19 protein-coding genes and 2 pseudogenes are annotated in these 17,513 nt (G+C 44.3%); 9 read left to right on the top strand and 12 right to left on the bottom strand.

What is annotated here, in order from left to right; all coding sequences use genetic code 11:
* Window positions 1-126: 126 nt before the first annotated feature.
* Entirely contained in the window at window positions 127-705 is a 579-nt protein-coding gene (gene comK / locus LWH95_RS19710) for a competence transcription factor ComK (protein ID WP_003239439.1), read from the top strand.
* A gap of 45 nt (window positions 706-750) precedes the next feature.
* Here comK and LWH95_RS19705 read toward each other — a convergent pair whose 3' ends face one another.
* A complete protein-coding gene (locus LWH95_RS19705; protein ID WP_133488029.1) occupies window positions 751-1,650 on the bottom strand; it encodes an SDR family oxidoreductase in 900 nt (299 codons plus the stop codon).
* Between the two features lie 215 nt (window positions 1,651-1,865).
* Between LWH95_RS19705 and LWH95_RS19700 the strand changes: the two genes are divergently transcribed.
* A complete protein-coding gene (locus LWH95_RS19700) occupies window positions 1,866-2,135 on the top strand; it encodes an excalibur calcium-binding domain-containing protein (protein WP_019713871.1) in 270 nt (89 codons plus the stop codon).
* Between the two features lie 42 nt (window positions 2,136-2,177).
* Here LWH95_RS19700 and LWH95_RS19695 read toward each other — a convergent pair whose 3' ends face one another.
* The 3 genes from LWH95_RS19695 to LWH95_RS19685 form a co-directional block, all read right to left on the bottom strand.
* A complete protein-coding gene (locus LWH95_RS19695) occupies window positions 2,178-3,647 on the bottom strand; it encodes a sodium:solute symporter family protein (protein WP_232920211.1) in 1,470 nt (489 codons plus the stop codon).
* The gene (locus LWH95_RS19690) at window positions 3,644-3,844 is read right to left on the bottom strand and encodes a DUF3311 domain-containing protein (protein WP_019257983.1); all 201 of its coding nucleotides are present in this window, start codon (window positions 3,842-3,844) and stop codon (window positions 3,644-3,646) included. Before LWH95_RS19690 ends, LWH95_RS19695 begins: the two co-directional genes overlap by 4 nt.
* A 217-nt stretch (window positions 3,845-4,061) precedes the next feature.
* Window positions 4,062-4,424: a hypothetical protein gene (locus tag LWH95_RS19685; RefSeq protein ID WP_232920210.1), complete on the bottom strand. Its 363-nt coding sequence runs from the start codon at window positions 4,422-4,424 to the stop codon at window positions 4,062-4,064.
* A gap of 153 nt (window positions 4,425-4,577) precedes the next feature.
* On the opposite strand from LWH95_RS19685, the gene LWH95_RS19680 reads away from it, so the two are divergent.
* The 4 genes from LWH95_RS19680 to LWH95_RS19665 all read left to right on the top strand — a co-directional run bounded on the left by LWH95_RS19680 (window position 4,578) and on the right by LWH95_RS19665 (window position 7,989).
* Window positions 4,578-5,201, top strand: coding sequence for a TVP38/TMEM64 family protein (locus LWH95_RS19680; protein ID WP_232920209.1), 624 nt, complete (start codon window positions 4,578-4,580; stop codon window positions 5,199-5,201).
* 1 nt (window position 5,202) lies between these two features.
* Entirely contained in the window at window positions 5,203-5,724 is a 522-nt protein-coding gene (gene lepB / locus LWH95_RS19675; protein WP_003239429.1) for a signal peptidase I, read from the top strand.
* Between the two features lie 167 nt (window positions 5,725-5,891).
* On the top strand, window positions 5,892-7,385 hold the full coding sequence (locus LWH95_RS19670; protein ID WP_232920208.1) for a monooxygenase: 1,494 nt from the start codon (window positions 5,892-5,894) through the stop codon (window positions 7,383-7,385).
* 76 nt (window positions 7,386-7,461) lie between these two features.
* Window positions 7,462-7,989: a MarR family transcriptional regulator gene (locus LWH95_RS19665; protein ID WP_232920207.1), complete on the top strand. Its 528-nt coding sequence runs from the start codon at window positions 7,462-7,464 to the stop codon at window positions 7,987-7,989.
* A gap of 26 nt (window positions 7,990-8,015) precedes the next feature.
* Here the strand turns inward: LWH95_RS19665 and LWH95_RS19660 are convergent, their stop codons facing one another.
* The 3 genes from LWH95_RS19660 to LWH95_RS19650 form a co-directional block, all read right to left on the bottom strand.
* A complete protein-coding gene (locus LWH95_RS19660; protein WP_003239424.1) occupies window positions 8,016-8,186 on the bottom strand; it encodes a hypothetical protein in 171 nt (56 codons plus the stop codon).
* A 57-nt stretch (window positions 8,187-8,243) separates the two neighbouring features.
* Window positions 8,244-9,398 (bottom strand): AbrB family transcriptional regulator, encoded by a 1,155-nt coding sequence (locus tag LWH95_RS19655; RefSeq protein ID WP_232920206.1) that lies wholly within the window; start codon window positions 9,396-9,398, stop codon window positions 8,244-8,246.
* A gap of 107 nt (window positions 9,399-9,505) precedes the next feature.
* Window positions 9,506-10,708 (bottom strand): MDR family MFS transporter, encoded by a 1,203-nt coding sequence (locus LWH95_RS19650; protein WP_232920205.1) that lies wholly within the window; start codon window positions 10,706-10,708, stop codon window positions 9,506-9,508.
* 107 nt (window positions 10,709-10,815) lie between these two features.
* Between LWH95_RS19650 and LWH95_RS19645 the strand changes: the two are divergent.
* Both LWH95_RS19645 and LWH95_RS19640 read left to right on the top strand, forming a co-directional pair.
* A pseudogene (locus LWH95_RS19645) lies at window positions 10,816-11,601 on the top strand (SgrR family transcriptional regulator); the annotation flags it as partial.
* 531 nt (window positions 11,602-12,132) lie between these two features.
* On the top strand, window positions 12,133-13,323 hold the full coding sequence (locus LWH95_RS19640) for a multidrug effflux MFS transporter (protein ID WP_232920204.1): 1,191 nt from the start codon (window positions 12,133-12,135) through the stop codon (window positions 13,321-13,323).
* 370 nt (window positions 13,324-13,693) lie between these two features.
* On the opposite strand, the gene LWH95_RS19635 is transcribed toward LWH95_RS19640, so the two are convergent.
* The 3 genes from LWH95_RS19635 to LWH95_RS19625 form a co-directional block, all read right to left on the bottom strand.
* Complete coding sequence (locus LWH95_RS19635; protein WP_232920203.1) at window positions 13,694-14,101, bottom strand: ribonuclease H family protein; 408 nt, start codon at window positions 14,099-14,101, stop codon at window positions 13,694-13,696.
* Window positions 14,101-14,562 carry a hypothetical protein gene (locus tag LWH95_RS19630; protein WP_133488013.1) on the bottom strand — a complete coding sequence of 154 codons (462 nt, stop codon included), beginning with the start codon at window positions 14,560-14,562 and terminating at the stop codon, window positions 14,101-14,103. Before LWH95_RS19630 ends, LWH95_RS19635 begins: the two co-directional genes overlap by 1 nt.
* A 172-nt stretch (window positions 14,563-14,734) precedes the next feature.
* On the bottom strand, window positions 14,735-15,523 hold the full coding sequence (locus LWH95_RS19625; protein ID WP_232920202.1) for a GIY-YIG nuclease family protein: 789 nt from the start codon (window positions 15,521-15,523) through the stop codon (window positions 14,735-14,737).
* A 253-nt stretch (window positions 15,524-15,776) separates the two neighbouring features.
* Here LWH95_RS19625 and LWH95_RS19620 point away from each other — a divergent pair.
* Window positions 15,777-16,430, top strand: a pseudogene (locus LWH95_RS19620) (SgrR family transcriptional regulator); the annotation flags it as partial.
* A gap of 37 nt (window positions 16,431-16,467) precedes the next feature.
* On the opposite strand, the gene LWH95_RS19615 reads toward LWH95_RS19620, so the two are convergent.
* Window positions 16,468-16,794: a four-helix bundle copper-binding protein gene (locus LWH95_RS19615; protein ID WP_044427326.1), complete on the bottom strand. Its 327-nt coding sequence runs from the start codon at window positions 16,792-16,794 to the stop codon at window positions 16,468-16,470.
* A gap of 118 nt (window positions 16,795-16,912) precedes the next feature.
* Window positions 16,913-17,350: a ferritin family protein gene (locus LWH95_RS19610; protein ID WP_044427329.1), complete on the bottom strand. Its 438-nt coding sequence runs from the start codon at window positions 17,348-17,350 to the stop codon at window positions 16,913-16,915.
* Window positions 17,351-17,513 lie beyond the last annotated feature (163 nt).

Genomic DNA, 17,513 nt, shown 5'->3' with positions numbered 1-17,513 from the left:
ATTTAGTACCGATAAATATCATTAAAAGATGATTTTAGCTTATTTGTTAAAAAAACCTGTCGTTTTATAAAAACAGATGATAGATTATTAATATAAATTTTGCAGAAAAAGGATGGAGGCCATAATATGAGTCAGAAAACTGACGCACCTTTAGAATCGTATGAAGTAAACGGCGCAACAATTGCTGTGCTGCCAGAAGAAATCGACGGCAAAATCTATTCCAAAATTATTGAAAAAGACTGCGTGTTTTACGTCAGCATGAAGCCGCTGCAAATTGTCGACAGAAGCTGCCGGTTTTTCGGATCAAGCTATGCGGGAAGAAAAGCGGGAACTTATGAAGTGACAAAAATTTCACACAAACCGCCGATCATGGTGGACCCTTCGAACCAAATCTTTTTATTCCCTACACTTTCTTCGACAAGACCCCAATGCGGCTGGATTTCCCATGTGCATGTGAAAGAATTCAAACCGACTGAATTCGACGATACGGAAGTGACGTTTTCGAACGGCAAAACGATGGAGCTGCCGATCTCCTGCAATTCGTTCGAAAACCAGGTTTACCGGACAGCATGGCTCAGAACCAAATTCCAGGACAGAATCGAACACCGCGTGCCGAAACGGCAGGAATTTATGCTGTATCCGAAGGAAGAGCGGACGAAGATGATTTATGATTTTATTTTGCGTGAGCTTGGAGAGCGGTATTAGAAAATAGAAAGGAGCTGACCAAACAGGGCAGCTCCTTCTCCTGCTTTAGGCCGTCGGAATTCCGCCGGTGATGCCGTATACCTGGGATGTCACATAGCTTGAATTCTCTGAAGCTAAAAATACATAAACATCTGCCAATTCTGCTGGCTGCCCAGCACGGTTTAGCGGTGATGGCGGCGTGCCTTGGCCGAATTTTGGGATGTTTTCCGTCGGCTGACCTCCGGAAATCTGCAGCGGCGTCCAAATTGGCCCAGGTGCAACTGAATTCACTCTGATGCCTTTGGAAGCCAGCTGTTTTCCCAGTCCGACGGTAAAGCCGATAATGGCGTTTTTCGTTGCTGCGTAATCTAACAGCATCGGGCTTGGATTATAGCCTTCTACTGAGGTGGTGGTAATAATCGACGCGCCTTCCGGCAACAACGGAAGCGCCGCTTTTACAATCCAATATAGGGAAAAGACGTTCACTTCAAATGTTTTATAGATCTGTTCAGTAGGCAGATCTTCAATGTTTTCGACCGCTTGCTGTTTGCCGGCAACCAGCGCCAACACATCCAGTCCGCCGAGTTCCTGATGCGCCTGTTTGATTAGGTCCTGGCAAAAGGATTCGTCGCTCAAGTCTCCGGGGATCAGCACTGCTTTTCGCCCTTCTGCTTCTATCAGTTCCTTCACCTCTTCAGCATCAGGCTGTTCCGCAGGCAAGTAGTTAATGGCTACATCGGCGCCTTCCCGGGCGTAAGCAATCGCGGCAGCGCGGCCGATACCGGAATCGCCGCCGGTTACAAGCGCTTTTCGGCCGGTGAGTTTACCCGATCCTTTGTAGCTTTTTTCTCCGCAATCCGGCATCGGCTTCATGTTCTGCTGCAGGCCGGGCGGTTCTTGATATTGTTCAGGAAATTCATCATGAAAAAATGCTGTTAAAGGATTGCTAAGATTTGAATCAGACATCAAAAACGCTCCTTTTCTGTTTGGTGTACATTCGTATGTGTACCCCTGAGCATATGGAGAAAAACATGTTTTGGCAGTTTGAACGCTTATAGACAAAGAAAACTAGAAAAAAACAACCCTTCTTCCATATTTATCTTGTCAAATAAGACTATATGAATTATGATAAATTCGAGCTATAAATAACCTAAATATTGGATATGAGGGGGTGCATCGTCATGAAAAAAGCGGCGGCGGTCTTGCTGTCACTCGGTCTCGTTTTCGGTTTTTCATACGGGGCAGACCATGTGGCGGAAGCCAAAACAAAGGTGAAGGTCTATAAGAACTGCAAGGAGTTAAATAAAGTATACAAAGGCGGGGTGGCCCGCACGTCGAAGGTGAAAAACAAAGGCGGAAAAACGAAGTACAAGCCTTACGTCTCCAAGGCTCTTTATGATGCCAATAAAAAGAAAGACCGCGATAAAGATTATATCGCCTGTGAACGCTAAACAAGAAAAAGCAATCTGATGTCCAGATTGCTTTTTTTATGCTTATGCCGCCTGATCGGCCGCAGCGCTTTTTGCTTTTCTTGTCATAAGGCTGATTGCCATCATGACCGTAATGTTCAAAAGCAAGGCGACTATGCCGACATTTAAATCTTTTGCGGCTTGCGGCAGCGCCGGAAATAAAGTGCCGATTGTTGTTTCTGTCAATGTAATATAAGAAACGGCTCCGACACCTGTAATAATGCCTGCGAATGCTCCCTGCTTCGTCACTATATTATGCTTGAACAGGCTGAACAGAAGGGCCGGGAATAATTGTGTAACCAGGCTGTAGCCCATCAATAGCAGCGTAACGATGGTATTCCCGCCTTTAAAGGTAAAGTACACCGAAATCAGCGCGAACACCGGCACTAAAAACTTAGCAAGCGCCGATACTTGCTGATCTGTCGTGCGGGGAGCGAACACTTTGTACACATTTTTTGCAAACAGCGTGGAGGCTGACATTAAGATCATAGATCCCGGCACAAGCGCCGTCAGCAGTCCGGCAGCGCCGACGATCCCGACAAACCAAGGGTCAAATGTTTGCAGTGACAGTCTCAAAAGTGACAAATCTCCATCTGCCCCTTTCAAATCTGGAACTTGCAGGATAGCCGCAAAGCCGACGAAAAGGACGAAGAGCAGGACCAGCTGGTATAAAGGCATGATAATGGCGTTTTTGCGAAAGACTTTTGGATTTTCGGCTGAATACGAAGCGGAAAACGTATGAGGCCACATGTAAAAACCAAGCGCTGTCAAGAGCACGGTTGAACTGAACCACGCTGCACTTTGTCCCGTATCGGGAAGCGTAAGAAAGCCCGGCTTTGCCGTTTCAATCTGCTGAAACATGTCTTGAAATCCGCCGTAGTAATGAATCGGCAAATACACACCTAAAAACAGAACGACAACCAAAATCATGATGTCTTTCACAACTGATATCCAGGCAGACCCGTGAATGCCGGAAACCATAACGTAAACCGTGATGGAAATGGCGCCGATCCAGATGGCGGCGGCCGGAGAAATTTTGCCGTACGATGTTTCCGATACAATCAGCCCGAGGCCTTTCAGCTGCAGCACAAGATACGGAATGAGCGCTGCGATGCCCACCAGTGAAACGAGCACGCCAAGCAGCGGACTGTTATATTTTTTGGCGAAAAAATCAGACTGCGACATCAGCTTATGATGTTTCGCGTACGTCCAAACTGCCGGAAGTAGCCAATAAGAAAGGATATAGGCCAGACAGCCGTATGCGATGATGTAAAAGGCCGGTCCGCCTTTCCCGTAGGCCCAGCCGCTTCCACCGAGAAACGTAAAGGTGGTATAAATTTCGCCTGCCATCAATAAGAAGACGAACACGGTTCCGAAGCCGCGGCCTCCGACCGTCCACTGCTCAAGGTTCATGTCTTTTCCTTTTTGGGCGCGTATACCGAGAAAAATGCTCAAGAGCAGGACGCCAAAAATGAGCATGAGAGCTGCGTTCATTCTGCTCCCTCCTTTTTATTTTCGTTGTCGAGGACATACACAAGCGCCATCAACGCAGAGGTTAAAAGAGCCCACAGCACGATATAAGCAAGAATAAACGGCATGCCGAACACATAGGGAGTCACTTTATTTGCAAAAGGGATGCCGAGTAAAATTCCGATAAAGGGCAAAGCGGCGAGAACGTGAATCAGTTTCATAAAATCCTCCTTCGATTTAGAGTGGGGTGTGCAGCGCACTGAAAATGATGTCGCAGATATGGCAGCACATGTCATTTTTTGGGGTGAAAAGGCTGTGGTTCGAATTATAAATAAATTTATTTTGTTTGTATAGTGTGAATTATCTGATATTTATTATTGGAATCGCCCGAAGAGGGGAGCGGGCAGTCTTGGAAGAGTGCATAATGATCCAAAAGACTCATGGACTGTCAGGGGCAAATAGATAGAACGTTAATAATTCGCTGACCTGCTCCCGGATTCGAGGATTAAAATAGCGGTGCTTTTCTTCATAACCATCGATCACAAATACATAAAGCGTAAAGGCCTCATCGCGTTCCGCCTCGTGGATCGCAATTTTTCTTTTCCTCAGTTCTTTTCTGACTTCAATCAAATCCTTTTGTGCTATTTTTAATGATTCGCTGATAAGCTGTTTATAAGGATGCTTCAATTTTAATGTGCTTTGCTCAATTCCGGCGAGATCACGATTAAAAATTGTAATTGCCATGGGCAAAAAGAGAGCCCGTTCAATTAATTCGTATATTTCCTCCTGCAAATTCGGCATTGCTGACTCCTTCTTTCTAACGGGAACGTTTGTTCTAGATGTATTCTATATCGGCTGGTGAAATGTTTCAAGACAGAAAAAATCGCCAAAACTTTTTAGTTTTTTGCTGATAATGTGTAGAATAAGGATAGACAAACCCGGTAAGGAGTATAAATGTTGGAGCATTTTTTATCCTATTTTACACAAGAACATTTAACTGAATTATTTCAAAGCTATAGGGCTTTCGGTCCGCTCATAGCTGTGCTGCTGCCTTTAGTTGAAGCATTTCTTCCGTTTTTGCCGCTGATCGTGTTTGTGGTGGCGAATACGAACTCGTTTGGCCTGTGGGAAGGATTCATCCTGTCTTGGGCGGGATCAACTGCTGGATCTATTCTCGTATTTTTGATTGTCCGTCAATACGGACAGAGAAGATTGCTTGGATTTATCCGCAGTCATCCGTCGGTCAGAAAGCTGATGTTATGGGTGGAAAGGCACGGCTTCGGCCCTGTGTTTCTTCTGCTTTGTTTTCCGTTTACACCGTCAGCCGCGGTGAATGTTGTTGCCGGTTTGTCAAGGATCGGAACGCGGCCGTTTATTTTGGCGGCTGCCTCGGGAAAGCTTGTCATGATTTTTATGATCAGCTTCATCGGATATGATCTGCACGCGCTGATCACACAGCCGATTCGAACGATCATCGCCGTATTGGTGATCGCTGTCTTATGGTATGTCGGCAAAAAGGTGGAGCGGTACCTGCATGTGAGAGCTAGTCAGCGTGAGCATGATGGAGGGAGACAGTAACATGAAAAAACGGTTTTGGTTTCTTGCCGGTGTAGTGTCCGTCGTTCTCGCCATTCAGGTTAAAAATGCCGTCTTTATTGATTATAAAGTGGAAGGCGTCAGCATGAACCCGACCTTTCAGGAAGGGAACGAACTGTTGGTCAATAAATTTTCGCATCGATTTAAAACCATCCATCGCTTTGATATTGTCCTTTTTAAAGGCCCTGATCAAAAAGTGCTGATTAAGCGGGTAATCGGCTTGCCAGGTGAATCGATCAAATATAAAGATGATCAGCTGTATGTGAACGGGAAGCAGGTTGCTGAACCATTTTTGAAGCATTTGAAATCAGTTTCCGCCGGAAGCCATGTAACAGGTGATTTTACGTTGAAAGATGTGACAGGAACAAGCAAGGTGCCGAAAGGTCAATATTTTGTCGTTGGAGATAATCGCATATACAGCTTCGACAGCCGGCACTTTGGTCCGATTAGAGAAAAAAATATCGTCGGTGTGATTTCCGATGCTGAACAAAAAGACGCCAATTGAAGAGGCGTCTTTTTTGTACTGGTTTGGAAAAATGTGTTGAAGAAAAAATTGTAAGGAGTTATAATCATAATTGTTACGTGTGTAACAAAAAAATATTTTATTTTTGGTTTTTCTTTTATTTTTATTGATTTTTATTAGTTTTATATGAAACAAAAGGAGTGATTTAGATGAATGTTGAAGCAGTGATTATAGGGGGAGGGCCGGTCGGATTTATGCTGGCTTCCGAGCTTGCGATGGCTGGAGTGAAAACATGTGTGATTGAGCGGCTTGAAAAGCCTGTTCCGCATTCCAAGGCGCTGACGCTGCATCCCCGCACGCTGGAGCTTCTTGAGATGAGAGGGCTGCTGGAACGTTTCGTATCCAAAGGAACCAAGATACCTTCCGGACACTTTTCGATGCTGGATACCCGTCTTGATTTTTCAGGCTTGGATACGGACTGCCCTTACACGCTTTTGCTTCCGCAGGCCAAAACAGAGCAGCTGCTTGAGGAACATGCGCGAAGCTTGGGGGCAGAGGTGTTTCGAGGGGCAGAGGTGCTGGCGGTTACGCAAAACGAAGCAGAGGCGCAAACGATTTTCAAGGATCGGGACGGCAGTCTGCGGACGATCAAGAGCATGTTTGTCGTTGGTGCCGATGGAGCAGGAAGTACTGTCCGGAAACAGGCTCGAATTGAGTTTCCGGGAACAGACAGCACCATTACAGCAGCGCTTGGAGATGTAGCGCTCCATTCTCCGCCGCCGTCAGGCGTGCTGTCCCTTTGCACAAAAGAGGGGGGTGTCATGATCGTTCCGCTTTCTCCGGGCCGATACCGTGTCGTCGTGATCAGCCCTTATCGCACGCAGACGCCGAAAGATGTGCCTGTCACTGAGGAGGAGCTGAAAACTGATCTCATACGGATTTGCGGGACTGACTTCGGTTTAACCGAGCCTTCCTGGATGTCACGGTTCGGGAACGCCGCACGCCAAGCGAAGCGGTACCGCGACGGCAGAATCTTCCTTGCAGGGGATGCGGCACATATTCATTTTCCAGCGGGCGGCCAAGGGCTGAATGTGGGCCTTCAGGATGCGATGAATCTTGGATGGAAGCTGGCGGCGGCCATCAAGGGCGCTGCGCCTTCATGGCTTTTAGACAGCTATCATGAGGAGCGGCACCCGGCTGCAGAAGGGCTCCTGAGGAACACGGAGGCGCAGACAAAACTGATTGATTTCACTCAAGCAGGCCTCCATTTGCGGAGTATGATGTCGGAGCTGCTTGCCTATCCTGAAGTGAATCGATATGTAGCGGGGCAAATTTCTGCGCTCGATGTCAGGTATGAAGCTGATCCAGACATGCCGCCGCATCGCTTGAACGGGTCAAGGCTCCCTGATATGGAGCTGATTCTTTCCGACGGCAGCTCGGAACGGCTGTACAGCTGTCTCCAAAATGGGACATTCGTTTTGCTGTCATTGATGCAAGAAGCTGATGAGCATAGCCGATTGAAAGGCTTGTGTACGGTAACCGCCTCGCTTGCAGAACCGAATGAAGAGTTACGGGACGTGCATACAATATTAATTCGCCCTGACGGACATGTTGCCTGGGCCGTGGATGCATCAGCGCCTGATTGTTCCGAGTTGATTCAAAAAGGGATTAGCCGCTGGTTTTCCGTCACCAGCCGGGTGTAAGGCAATTCGATTGTTTCATCTGTAACAAAACGGTATGATAGAAGAAACAATCGAATGAAAAAGGATGGAAAACCCGATGAACACAGACCATACGAAACGCAATCTTTTTGAATTGTATGCGGAGCTCATTCATCAGCAGGAGAAATGGGAGGGGCTCATTAAAGCCTTTTTGGCTGACGAATTGAAGAAGCTTGATGCCGAGCACGGGAGTAAATCTCAATTGTCGATGACAGAAATTCATGTTCTATCCTGTGTCGGGGACAATGAACCAATCAATGTCACGTCTATAGCAGAAAAAATGAATACGACAAAAGCGACTGTATCGCGCATCAGCACAAAAATGCTCGGCGCAGGTTTCCTTCATAGAACTCAGCTCAGCGATAACAAAAAGGAGGTCTACTTCCGACTGACGCCGGCTGGGAAAAAACTTCACAATTTGCATAAATATTATCATCAGAAGGTCGAACAGCGTTTTCTGTCATTTTTTGACCGGTATACAGAGGAAGAGGTTCTTTTTGCGGAACGGCTGTTTCGGGATTTGGTGACAAAATGGTATCCGTCGTCAGAAGAAATGGAAGATGGTCTTCACAACGTTTTTAAATAAAAAACACGCACTGAGGTGCGTGTTTTTCACGTTTCTTCTTTCTTTTTCAGGATGGTAAGGTAAATCAGATTTCCTCCGGCTAAAATCGTCAGCGGCAGTCCAGGGGAGCCGGATGTCACCACATTATAAATCAGCCAGATTCCTAAGCATATTCCATAATATAAGTGCATTGTTTTCTCGGGATTGTCGCGCAGCAAAAGAGTCACTCCTTCCCCATCTGCTTTAAGTGTACCATGGGAGGATTGTTTTTCCAATTAGGCATTGCTGCCGCTGATCGAGCTTTCTTTGTCTTTTTTTTCACCATGAAGATGGTGAAGCAGACGATAAAACGGCGGCAACAGGGCAATGACAAGGATGACGCGTATGACCTGAACCGCGACGACAAAGGTGGAATCGGCATGCAAGGTAACAGATGTCGTCGCCATTTCTGCAATGCCGCCGGGGGCAAATGCCAGAACAGAAGTGATGAGCGAGATGCCTGTCAGCTTGGAAACGATCAAGGCGCTCAAAAACATAGCCGCGATTAAACCGACGGATGAGACAAAACCGACGATGATAACACGGGTGACGCCGGAAAACATGCTTTTATACATCTTAGAGCCGATCGTAGCCCCGAGAAATACTTGCGATACGTGGTTAGCTTGTGACGGCCACCAAGCCATCATGTCGTGTCCCGTCACCGCAGCTCCGCCAACGTGGACAAGTGCCACACCGAGCATACTGCCGAGCAGCCATGGAGCCGGGAACTTTAAACGTTTCGCAGCTTTACAAGCTCCCCAGGCAGCGAGAATAAGAACGGCGGTCCACAAAACGGGAGCGAGCCTAAAATCTGTCGTTGCTGTGGAAAGCGTTTCTGCTGCAGCACTTGCGGAACGATCTTGTTTTGTATAGATCAGGATGACCAAAAACGGAATGGAAAGCACCACGAGCAGCACCCGCATCATTTGAACGAGGCTGACAATGGCAGTATTGGCGCCGACCTCCTGCGCGATGCTCGGCATGGCAGACAGCCCGCCGGGAGCCGTGCCGACAAAGCTTGTCATCATATCCGTTTTGCTGAAACGCCAAAGCACATATCCTGACAGCATGGCCAGCAGTATAGACAATATCAGCATAACGCCGACTGAAAACCAATGGTCTTTGAGAACAGAGAGGACGGATAAGTTCAGCTTTTGGCCCAATTCGATGCCGAGGATCATCTGTCCGAGGGCGAGCCATCGGCGGTTAATTCCTTTTTGGTCTGGCGTCATCATGAGCCATGCCGGACGTATCATGGCGAGGCAGCAGGCGACAATCAGCGTTCCGATCATCCATCCAATCGACATTCCGGTTAATGAAAGAATAAACCCCCCGGCTGCACTGATTGCGATAAACCATAGATCTTTGAGGAGATTTTCGTCTTTCTTCAATGTAAAACCCTTCTTCCTTTTCACGTAACACTCCAATTGTTCACGTAGTGAATGTATTATTACTATAGTATATTTTCGTTGATAAAGAAATTATGAATTATTTTCTATTAACCATTCATTTTTCTTATGACCTTGTGTTCGAGCTTCTCTATTGTGTAAGTCAGGCATAAAGCAGCTGCCAGCAGACACGCGGCAAGGGAGTAAAAAATCACTTCTCCGCCAAACGATGTCAGGATCAGCCCTCCTGCCAGGGGTCCGATTGAGCGGGAGATATCCCAATGCAGGCCGTATACCGCATAAAACCGGCCGAGCAGATGGGGTGGTGCCAATTTCGAAATGAAGGTCTGGATGTGAGTTAATCCGATGCTTTCGCCAACCGTCATCACCGCTGCCGTCACTAAAAGCATTGTCAGGGAGGCTGAGCATGCAAAGCCGGCAGCCGCAAGGGAGTAGCAGATGTAAGTAATGAAAAGGATTGTTTTCATTGAAAGCTTTTCTGTCCCTTTTACAAGAGGAACTTGGAGAACAAAGCTGAATAAAGCTTTTGCCGCCGAGTAGATCATCAGTATTGACAGATAATCAGAAAACATGTTTTTGCTGAAGAGCCTGTATGTTGTTTCTGTTTGCGCGTATAACATGCTGATGGGGAGAGAAAGCAGCAACAGAAGCAGTACAGGCCTGTATATCGTAAAGCTTGCGGACATTTCCGGTGTAACAGCTGGCTTTAGCGGCTTTGTTTCTGGAAGTTTCAGTGCAGCGATCAGAAAGTAGGTAAACAATGCCGCGGCATCTAAAGCGAATATCCACACGGGATTATAATTGTACAGCAGCATCCCCAGAAGGGGCCCTGCCGTCAGGCCCGCTGAATAGATCGCATTGATGACCGCAAACACTTCCGAACGTCTGCTTTCCGGCGTGCTTTCGGCAATTTGGGCGCGGGAAGCAGGTATGTACAACGATCTCCCGATGCCATTCATGACGTAGAGAATGGCGAAAAAACATGCATGCTCGGCAAACACAAACCCCGTCATGGCAGCTGATTGGAGAAGCAGTGCGATCAAAATTGCAGTGCGACGCCCGAGCTGGTCCGTCACCCGTCCCGCAACGAGCGTCAAGCAAATATCAGCAAATGGCTGAAGACTGATGATAAGCATCGGAATCATGACACTGCCGTTTAATTGCTCATGTAAATACAGCACCATGAAAGGACCCATCATTGCACCTGTCAGGCTTGTCAGCATTTCTCCTAAAAAGCGGAGCCAAACGGGAGCGGTGTATCTCGATTTTATAGATTGAAAGCTGGTCAACATGTGATCGCGCCTTTCGCTGTTTGATATAGTAGTAGTGTATAGGCGGCGGCCCAAAAAGTGAAGAAAAGAAGAGAAAAAGATTCCCCTTTTGTCTGGAGGTGCGGGGATTGAAGCTGTTTGAGCACTACGTGGCACTCGTAAAAACAGGAAGCGCTGCGTATGGGCAAATGAACGAAATGACGCTCGCTGAAATGGCTGTCAGTTTATTTTGTACAGAAAGAAATGCAAAGCTCATATTACATAAGCTGGAGAACAAGAATTGGATTATCCGGGAAAGCGGGGCGGGGCGCGGCCGTAAATCGAAAATCGCGTTTCTTCGCCAGCCAGAGGAGCTGCTTCTTCAAACTGCCAAGGAATATACAATGGCTGGAAAGCTTATAAAGGCAAAGGAACTGCTTCAGTAGTATCAATCCGCGTTTCCGGGGCTTCAAAACGAATATGACATGTGGTTTTCTGAGGTGTTCGGCTTTGTGACAGAGACCGGCTGGGATGGAGAAAAGGATGTGCTCCGGCTGTTCATCACCCCTGGAGCTGTCAGCAGTTTGGACCCGTGCCAGATATTTTTGCGGTCTGAGGGGCACTTCGTCAAACAGATATTTGATACATTGCTCACATTAGCTCCGGCTGTGCAGGAGCCGAAGCCTCATTTGGTTCATGGATGGGAAGAGGCGGGGGAAAAACGATGGAGATTTTTTCTTCGAAAGGGAGTGTCTTTTCATAACGGACAGCCGCTGACGGCGCGGGATGTTGCATTTACGTTTCAACGCTTTTTGGCACAGGCTGACAACCCTTATAAATGGCTGTTACACGGAGTGAAACAAGTCTTAGAAAACGGGCCTTATTGTGTGGAGCTCGTACTTGATAAGCCGAATGAGCTTTTGCCGTATGTATTGTTTTTAGGCATAATTTAATTCCTCCGATTTTTCAATAATTTTTTCAATAATAATTACAATATATTTATATCTAAAAGTATGAAAACGTAAATGAATTAAATAATTTTTTATTGATTATTTTCAATGAATTTTAATTTCCCCTCAAAAACAACTTCGTACTTTAAGTAATCCTTCTTTATTAACCGAGAAAGCACTCTCTAGTTTTTTATTATCATGTGATGTTGTAAACCCCGCGACAAAAGATAAAGCGAATGTGGCTTTAAAATAAAGTCGTACCGTTTTTAAAAAAGTTGCACCGTTTTATCCCTTTGCATACACTTATCTAGATAGTACTAATGGAGTGGGAAAAACTAATAAGGAGAAAACTTTTTATTGAATATTTACTAAAAAGATAGTATAATTCCCTACGTATTTTTAATGGAAGGAAGTGAATTCATGAGTGATTTAGAAAAAATTAAACTCGTGAAGCCACCATTTCCCAAGCTACGATGTTTTTCTTTCAAACCTATAATTATCTAGGAGAGGATTATTTTGAAGAAAAACATCGAAAACAAAACACCTAGCTTATTATTACTGATTGTATTAGTAGGCTTCCCACAAATTAGTGAAACCATTTTTAGTCCATCATTACCTTCTATCGCAGAAGCGTTTGAAACTTCTATGAATGATGCACAGCTTACGATGAGTGTGTACTTTATCGCTTTTGCCTTCGGGGTATTTTTCTTTGGGCGTTTATCCGATAAAATCGGTCGTCGCAAGGCAATGCTTTATGGGCTGTTTTTATATTTTGTTGGTAACGTACTTTGTTTAGTAGCAAATGAAATGGCGGTTTTATTAGTAGCGCGTTTTATTCAAGCGTTTGGTGCAAGTGTTGGCTCTGTCGTGACACAAACGATTTTACGCGAAAGCTTTTCTGGCGTTGAGCGACATAAATTGTTCGCTCAAATTTCAGCTGTCCTTGCCTTCACACCTGCCATTGGCCCGTTAATCGGTGGTTTTACCGATTATTATTTTGGCTTTAAAGTCGTATTTTTGGTATTAGTCGTTATGAGTGTTATTGTATTTTGCTATGCGTTTTTACGCTTACCTGAAACAATGCTTGCTACAATCGAAATGAAGCCTCTAATACCAATAGTAAAGCGCATGATTACAAATGCCCGTCTATGGCGCTATGGCGTATTAATTGGCGGTATTAACGGTGTATTATTTAGCTATTATACCGAAGCACCGTTTATTTTTACGCAATACTTTACACTAACAAGTGCGATGTATGGTTTTTTAGGTATTATCGTTGCTCTCTCTTCTATCGCAGGTGCGATGCTATCTAAACGACTCGTTAGCCACACAAAACCTGAGAAGATTATCGTACGCGGGTTAGCCATTATGCTCATCGGTACAATGCTCGCTACATCGGTACATTTTTTATCGACTTCATTACAAATGCCAATCATGATTGTTAGTGTGTTCATTATTTTATTTGGTACAGGTACCGCTTTACCAAATTGTTTAAGCTTAGCGCTCATTGACTTTCAAGACGTCATTGGTTCTGCGGGTGCGATATTTAGCTTAGGTTATTATTTACTCGTCAGCGCTACAATCTATGGTATGAGCGTTTTTCATAACGGAACAATCCTTGCGATGCCACTATATTTTTTAGCACTAGGGATTGTTATGCTTTTAATAAGCTTACCCTTACTTTATAAAAAAAAGATAAATACTTGACTCTCAACGCCACGTAATAGAGGTCACTATATCATTTGTAAGCCAAGTTGAAAATATTTAGGCACCTTGAAAGTGATTAAACTTTTTTATAAAAACTAAACTTAAATCTGCTAGGTAAGAATCCATTTTGATCAATCTTTTTTCAAAATGGATTCTTTTTATTTGCCCAGAATGAGTTTCTGCGAAATACTTTTGATTAAACTTTATTCCAAAGCTACAGCGAACTCTTTACTTCGGAAAGTTTCATCCTTGATTCTTTAAATCCGAATTCACCTTCGTGCTCATAAACAATAATGAAGACTGATTCATTCATACGGCAGCACCTCTTGTAAGTTCATCCATTGCCTCATTTGCTAATCTATCGGCAAGTTCATTTATCCGGGATTCCTGAATGGGCTTTAACTTTGTTAAAAGTGATAAACGGGAATTGTTCGACCAGTTCAATTAATTCAATCCATAACTGTCGATTCTCCACCGGCTTTTTACCAGCTGTAACCCATCCGTTATTCATCCATTTCTTAAACCAACCTTGGTTCATACAGTTGCACAGATATGCAGAATCAGTATTGATTTCTACAGGGATATTAGTTGTTTTTAATTGTTTAAGGGCTTCAATAGCTGTACGAATTTCCATCATGTTATTAGTCACGTTTCTAAAGCCAGCCTTAATGGTTTTAACGTGGTCACCATATCGAAGAACTGCCCCAAAACCTCCGACATTGTTGTCTTTTCCGTTATTTCTTGCTGCGCCATCGCAGTAAATTACAACCTTTTTCATTAAAGGACTCCCTCCTTGACAAGATCGTTAGCAATTTCCTCAGGAATCTTATATGTTGTGTCTACAATGATCTTCTTCATTGGGGGCTTATCAAAATAAAATTTATAAAAATGCTTATGCAGAGTATAATCAAGAATTTCGTGGCCGGTCTGAATGCATCGATCTATCAGGACCTTTGTGTCACAAGCAAGGTAAATTACGAGTACGTCTTCCATCTTAGCTAGGTGTTTTTCTAAATCATCATAGTTATCCCATAATTGAGGATCCCGACTAAACAGGTCACAGTATGTTTTAAAACCAATCGGTCCCCTATCGACTACAATATGTTTGTAGCAAGTGGCTTTATTTATAGCATGTTGTAAAGTTGATTTTCCCGAACGATCAACACCTTCAAGGATGATGATTTTTGGCTTAACAAATTCAGGCGTCGGCGCAACAACACTAGTAGTTGAGTTAGTCATAATTATATCCTTCGATTTTTTTAATCTCTTTGCTTTACTTTGTATTTATATCTGGTAATTCGAAAACATAAATTGAAATATAAAAAAGACTACTATAGCAGTCTTAATTGGCATAACTTTTATATCTGCTTTATAAAAAAACAAAAAAGGCTGGAGACAAATCTCCAACCTTTTATATAGCTAACAAATCTATTGATTTCATAAACTTTTCAATCCGAGTAATTACTTCATCAACTTTATCTTCAGGGAATTCAAACCACTCCGGTTGCTTAGTTTGGCCAGTCTTTGGTGGAAGTCTGTACTCTTCAAATTGAGTGTGGATCAATCTCTCAACTGCTTTACAATCCTTGCAAGGGAATGTGGCTACTACTTCCAAGTCTCTTGAGGTATATGTATTCATATTTGCTTCGGCATAACGCTCTTGCCAAGGACGAACAGTCATTCCAATTTTAAGTTCGTTTCTAACTTTAGGATGCCTAAAAATGTATATCCATTGAGGACCGTTAGAATCATCGTTTTCAGGCTCGTCAGAGATAACTTCTGATGAATATATATATTTAATCAAATCGGATCTCTGAAGCTCAATAAGGGCCTTACAAACGTAATTTATGCACTGTTCAGCATAGTAGGCTGAATTAGATGCTTCAATGGCTGAAACATCAACCTCTGAATCATAATATTTCAAAACAAGTTCATCTATAACTTCCAAGCCTTCTTTGTAGACTATTTTAGCTTGGCCAGCTTTAACCACCGTTGCTTTTATTCCATGCCTAACATGAGAGTGCCAATTAAAGAACCCTTTCAAGCCAGGACAGATAAAAGCAATGTACTTATAATCTCCAGACTTTGCACTCCTTCCAAGTATGTTTGTGGCTGTTAAAGCTTCATACTGGTTCATAGGGGTATTGCCGTTTTCATTAAACAATCTAATCATTGAATTTGATAACTTTTCCGTATCCATAGCAGAATAATTTTAACATAAAATAGTGTTTTTATTATAGAGTCTATCGAGTCACTTTCTTGTATATTCTTCATATGCTGGGAGTATACATATTTGGTTAAACATTTAAAGACAAGGATCTGCTGACGTAACTGTTTCATTTCTTGATGTTTTTTGGGACACAAAAATTAACGAAATAATAAAACAAAGAATTGTGCTTTTAAATGTACAAATTTTTGATGCGATGGTGAACAGCCGTACTGGACATATTACTCTTCAGCATCGAAGCTTTAGAAAAGCGCTCCGCCTGCTGATTTCCTCTCAACGTCTTGTTCGTGAAGCGGGAGGGCACCGCAGAATCCCGGTTACGTCTTTTTTGCATCCGAATCTTTTAGATTGGGGCGGCGTTTCACCTTCTGAATTGCTGAAGCAAAGCGGGTATAAGGGAGAAACGCTGGTGCTGTATACCTTTTCGGAAACGGATCATCGTGAGGATGCCGAGTGGATTCAAAATGTTTGCGCCCAACAAGGTATCAGGCTAGCGCTTCAATTCTGTGATTCTGCTGATCTTCGCCGGCCCGAAATCGTGCAAATGGCGGATATCATTCATGACAGTGCGACGTTTTATCAAGACAGCGAGTTTGGTTTTCTGCATTTGCTGCTGTCGCAGAACAGTTTTTTGAGTCAGCACCTATCTGAAAAGCTGGAACAGATATGCTCAGAAATGTCAGAACGCATTTTTTCGACGCCTGACCGCTGTTCGAGAATCAATATGCTGCGGGATATTGACTGCCAGCTTATAAAGGAGTTCAATGCGATTCCGCTGTATCAAAATGTGCTGCAGGTGACATCAAGTGAAAATGTGAAAGGACTGATGCTTGATGAAGAGGGGTGGATTGATTTGTACTCCGTATGGCTGTCCAAATGAAAAAGAGGGTTCTTTTTTGAACCCTCTCCGTCCTTTATCACGCTGCCATGCTGCGGCATTGTTCAGCGCAGGCAAAGCAGGACTTCGCACATGCCTGGCAATGATCGTGGTCATGCTTTTCGCATTCAGTGCCGCACGCTTCACAAATATCGGCGCAAAGTGCGCAGATTTCTTTCATGAACGGGCTGTCTGTTTGCATGGCTTTGACTGCCAGCGCGCAAATATCCGCGCATTCCCTGTCAAGCCGGATACAGCCGCTGAGATCGTGATACGCGTTTTCTTCCAGGCATTTTGTAAAACAATGATTACAAGCCTCCATACAATCAATGCAAGCCTCAATACAAGCTTCTGAATTTTGCTCCATGGTTGATCCCCCCCTGTGTGGCAGTGTATAGTTTTATGTTTCCCGGCTTTATTTGAAAAAAACAGGTGAGTGCGTTTTTGGGTGAGGGGATATATGGGTATTCACTGTGCAGGTATATTTAACGTTTCATCAAGAAGTATAGAAACCAGACAGCGTGATTTTGTTCATCACGGGCGGCGCGCGTGAAGATGCCTTTCGCTTTTAAGTTTGGGGTTTCCTCGGCCGCACGCAAGTAAAAGTCGGCTGTTTCTTGTTCATCTTTAAAAGCGGCGTCCAGCCCTCTTGTGAAAGTGTCCGGGCATTCCTCCGTCTGTTTTGGCATGATGTGTTTGCCGGTAATGGCACCGTACAGTGTGGAAAATTCACGGAGGTGGCGCATTTCGTCACGCCTGATTTCTTCAATCTGTTTTCTGACTCCATCGCGGCAGGTAAGTTCGGCAAGCTTGCGATAGCATTGAATCGCGCTGAATTCTCCGTTAATGGCCTTTTTTAAATTCCGAATCAAAACAGGATCTTCCCGGTATGGCGCCGGATAGGGGTAGTAGCTGTAATACACGAGGGGTCAACTCCATTCCTAGGAATTGGGTTTTCGTAAAAGTATATGTAGGGCGGGGAGACATGTGCGGAGAAATTCAGCTTTTTATATGCGAAAAGGCCGTTTTTACCAATAGATCAGATTGGTCATTTTCGTCAACATTCGATAAAATATATAGAGATAA

Origin of the sequence: Bacillus sp. G16 (genome assembly GCF_021282335.1) — a bacterium.
Lineage (GTDB): Bacteria > Bacillota > Bacilli > Bacillales > Bacillaceae > Bacillus > Bacillus inaquosorum.
The sequence above is the reverse complement of the archived record's forward strand: the minus strand, read 5'-3'. Positions and strand labels throughout refer to the sequence as shown.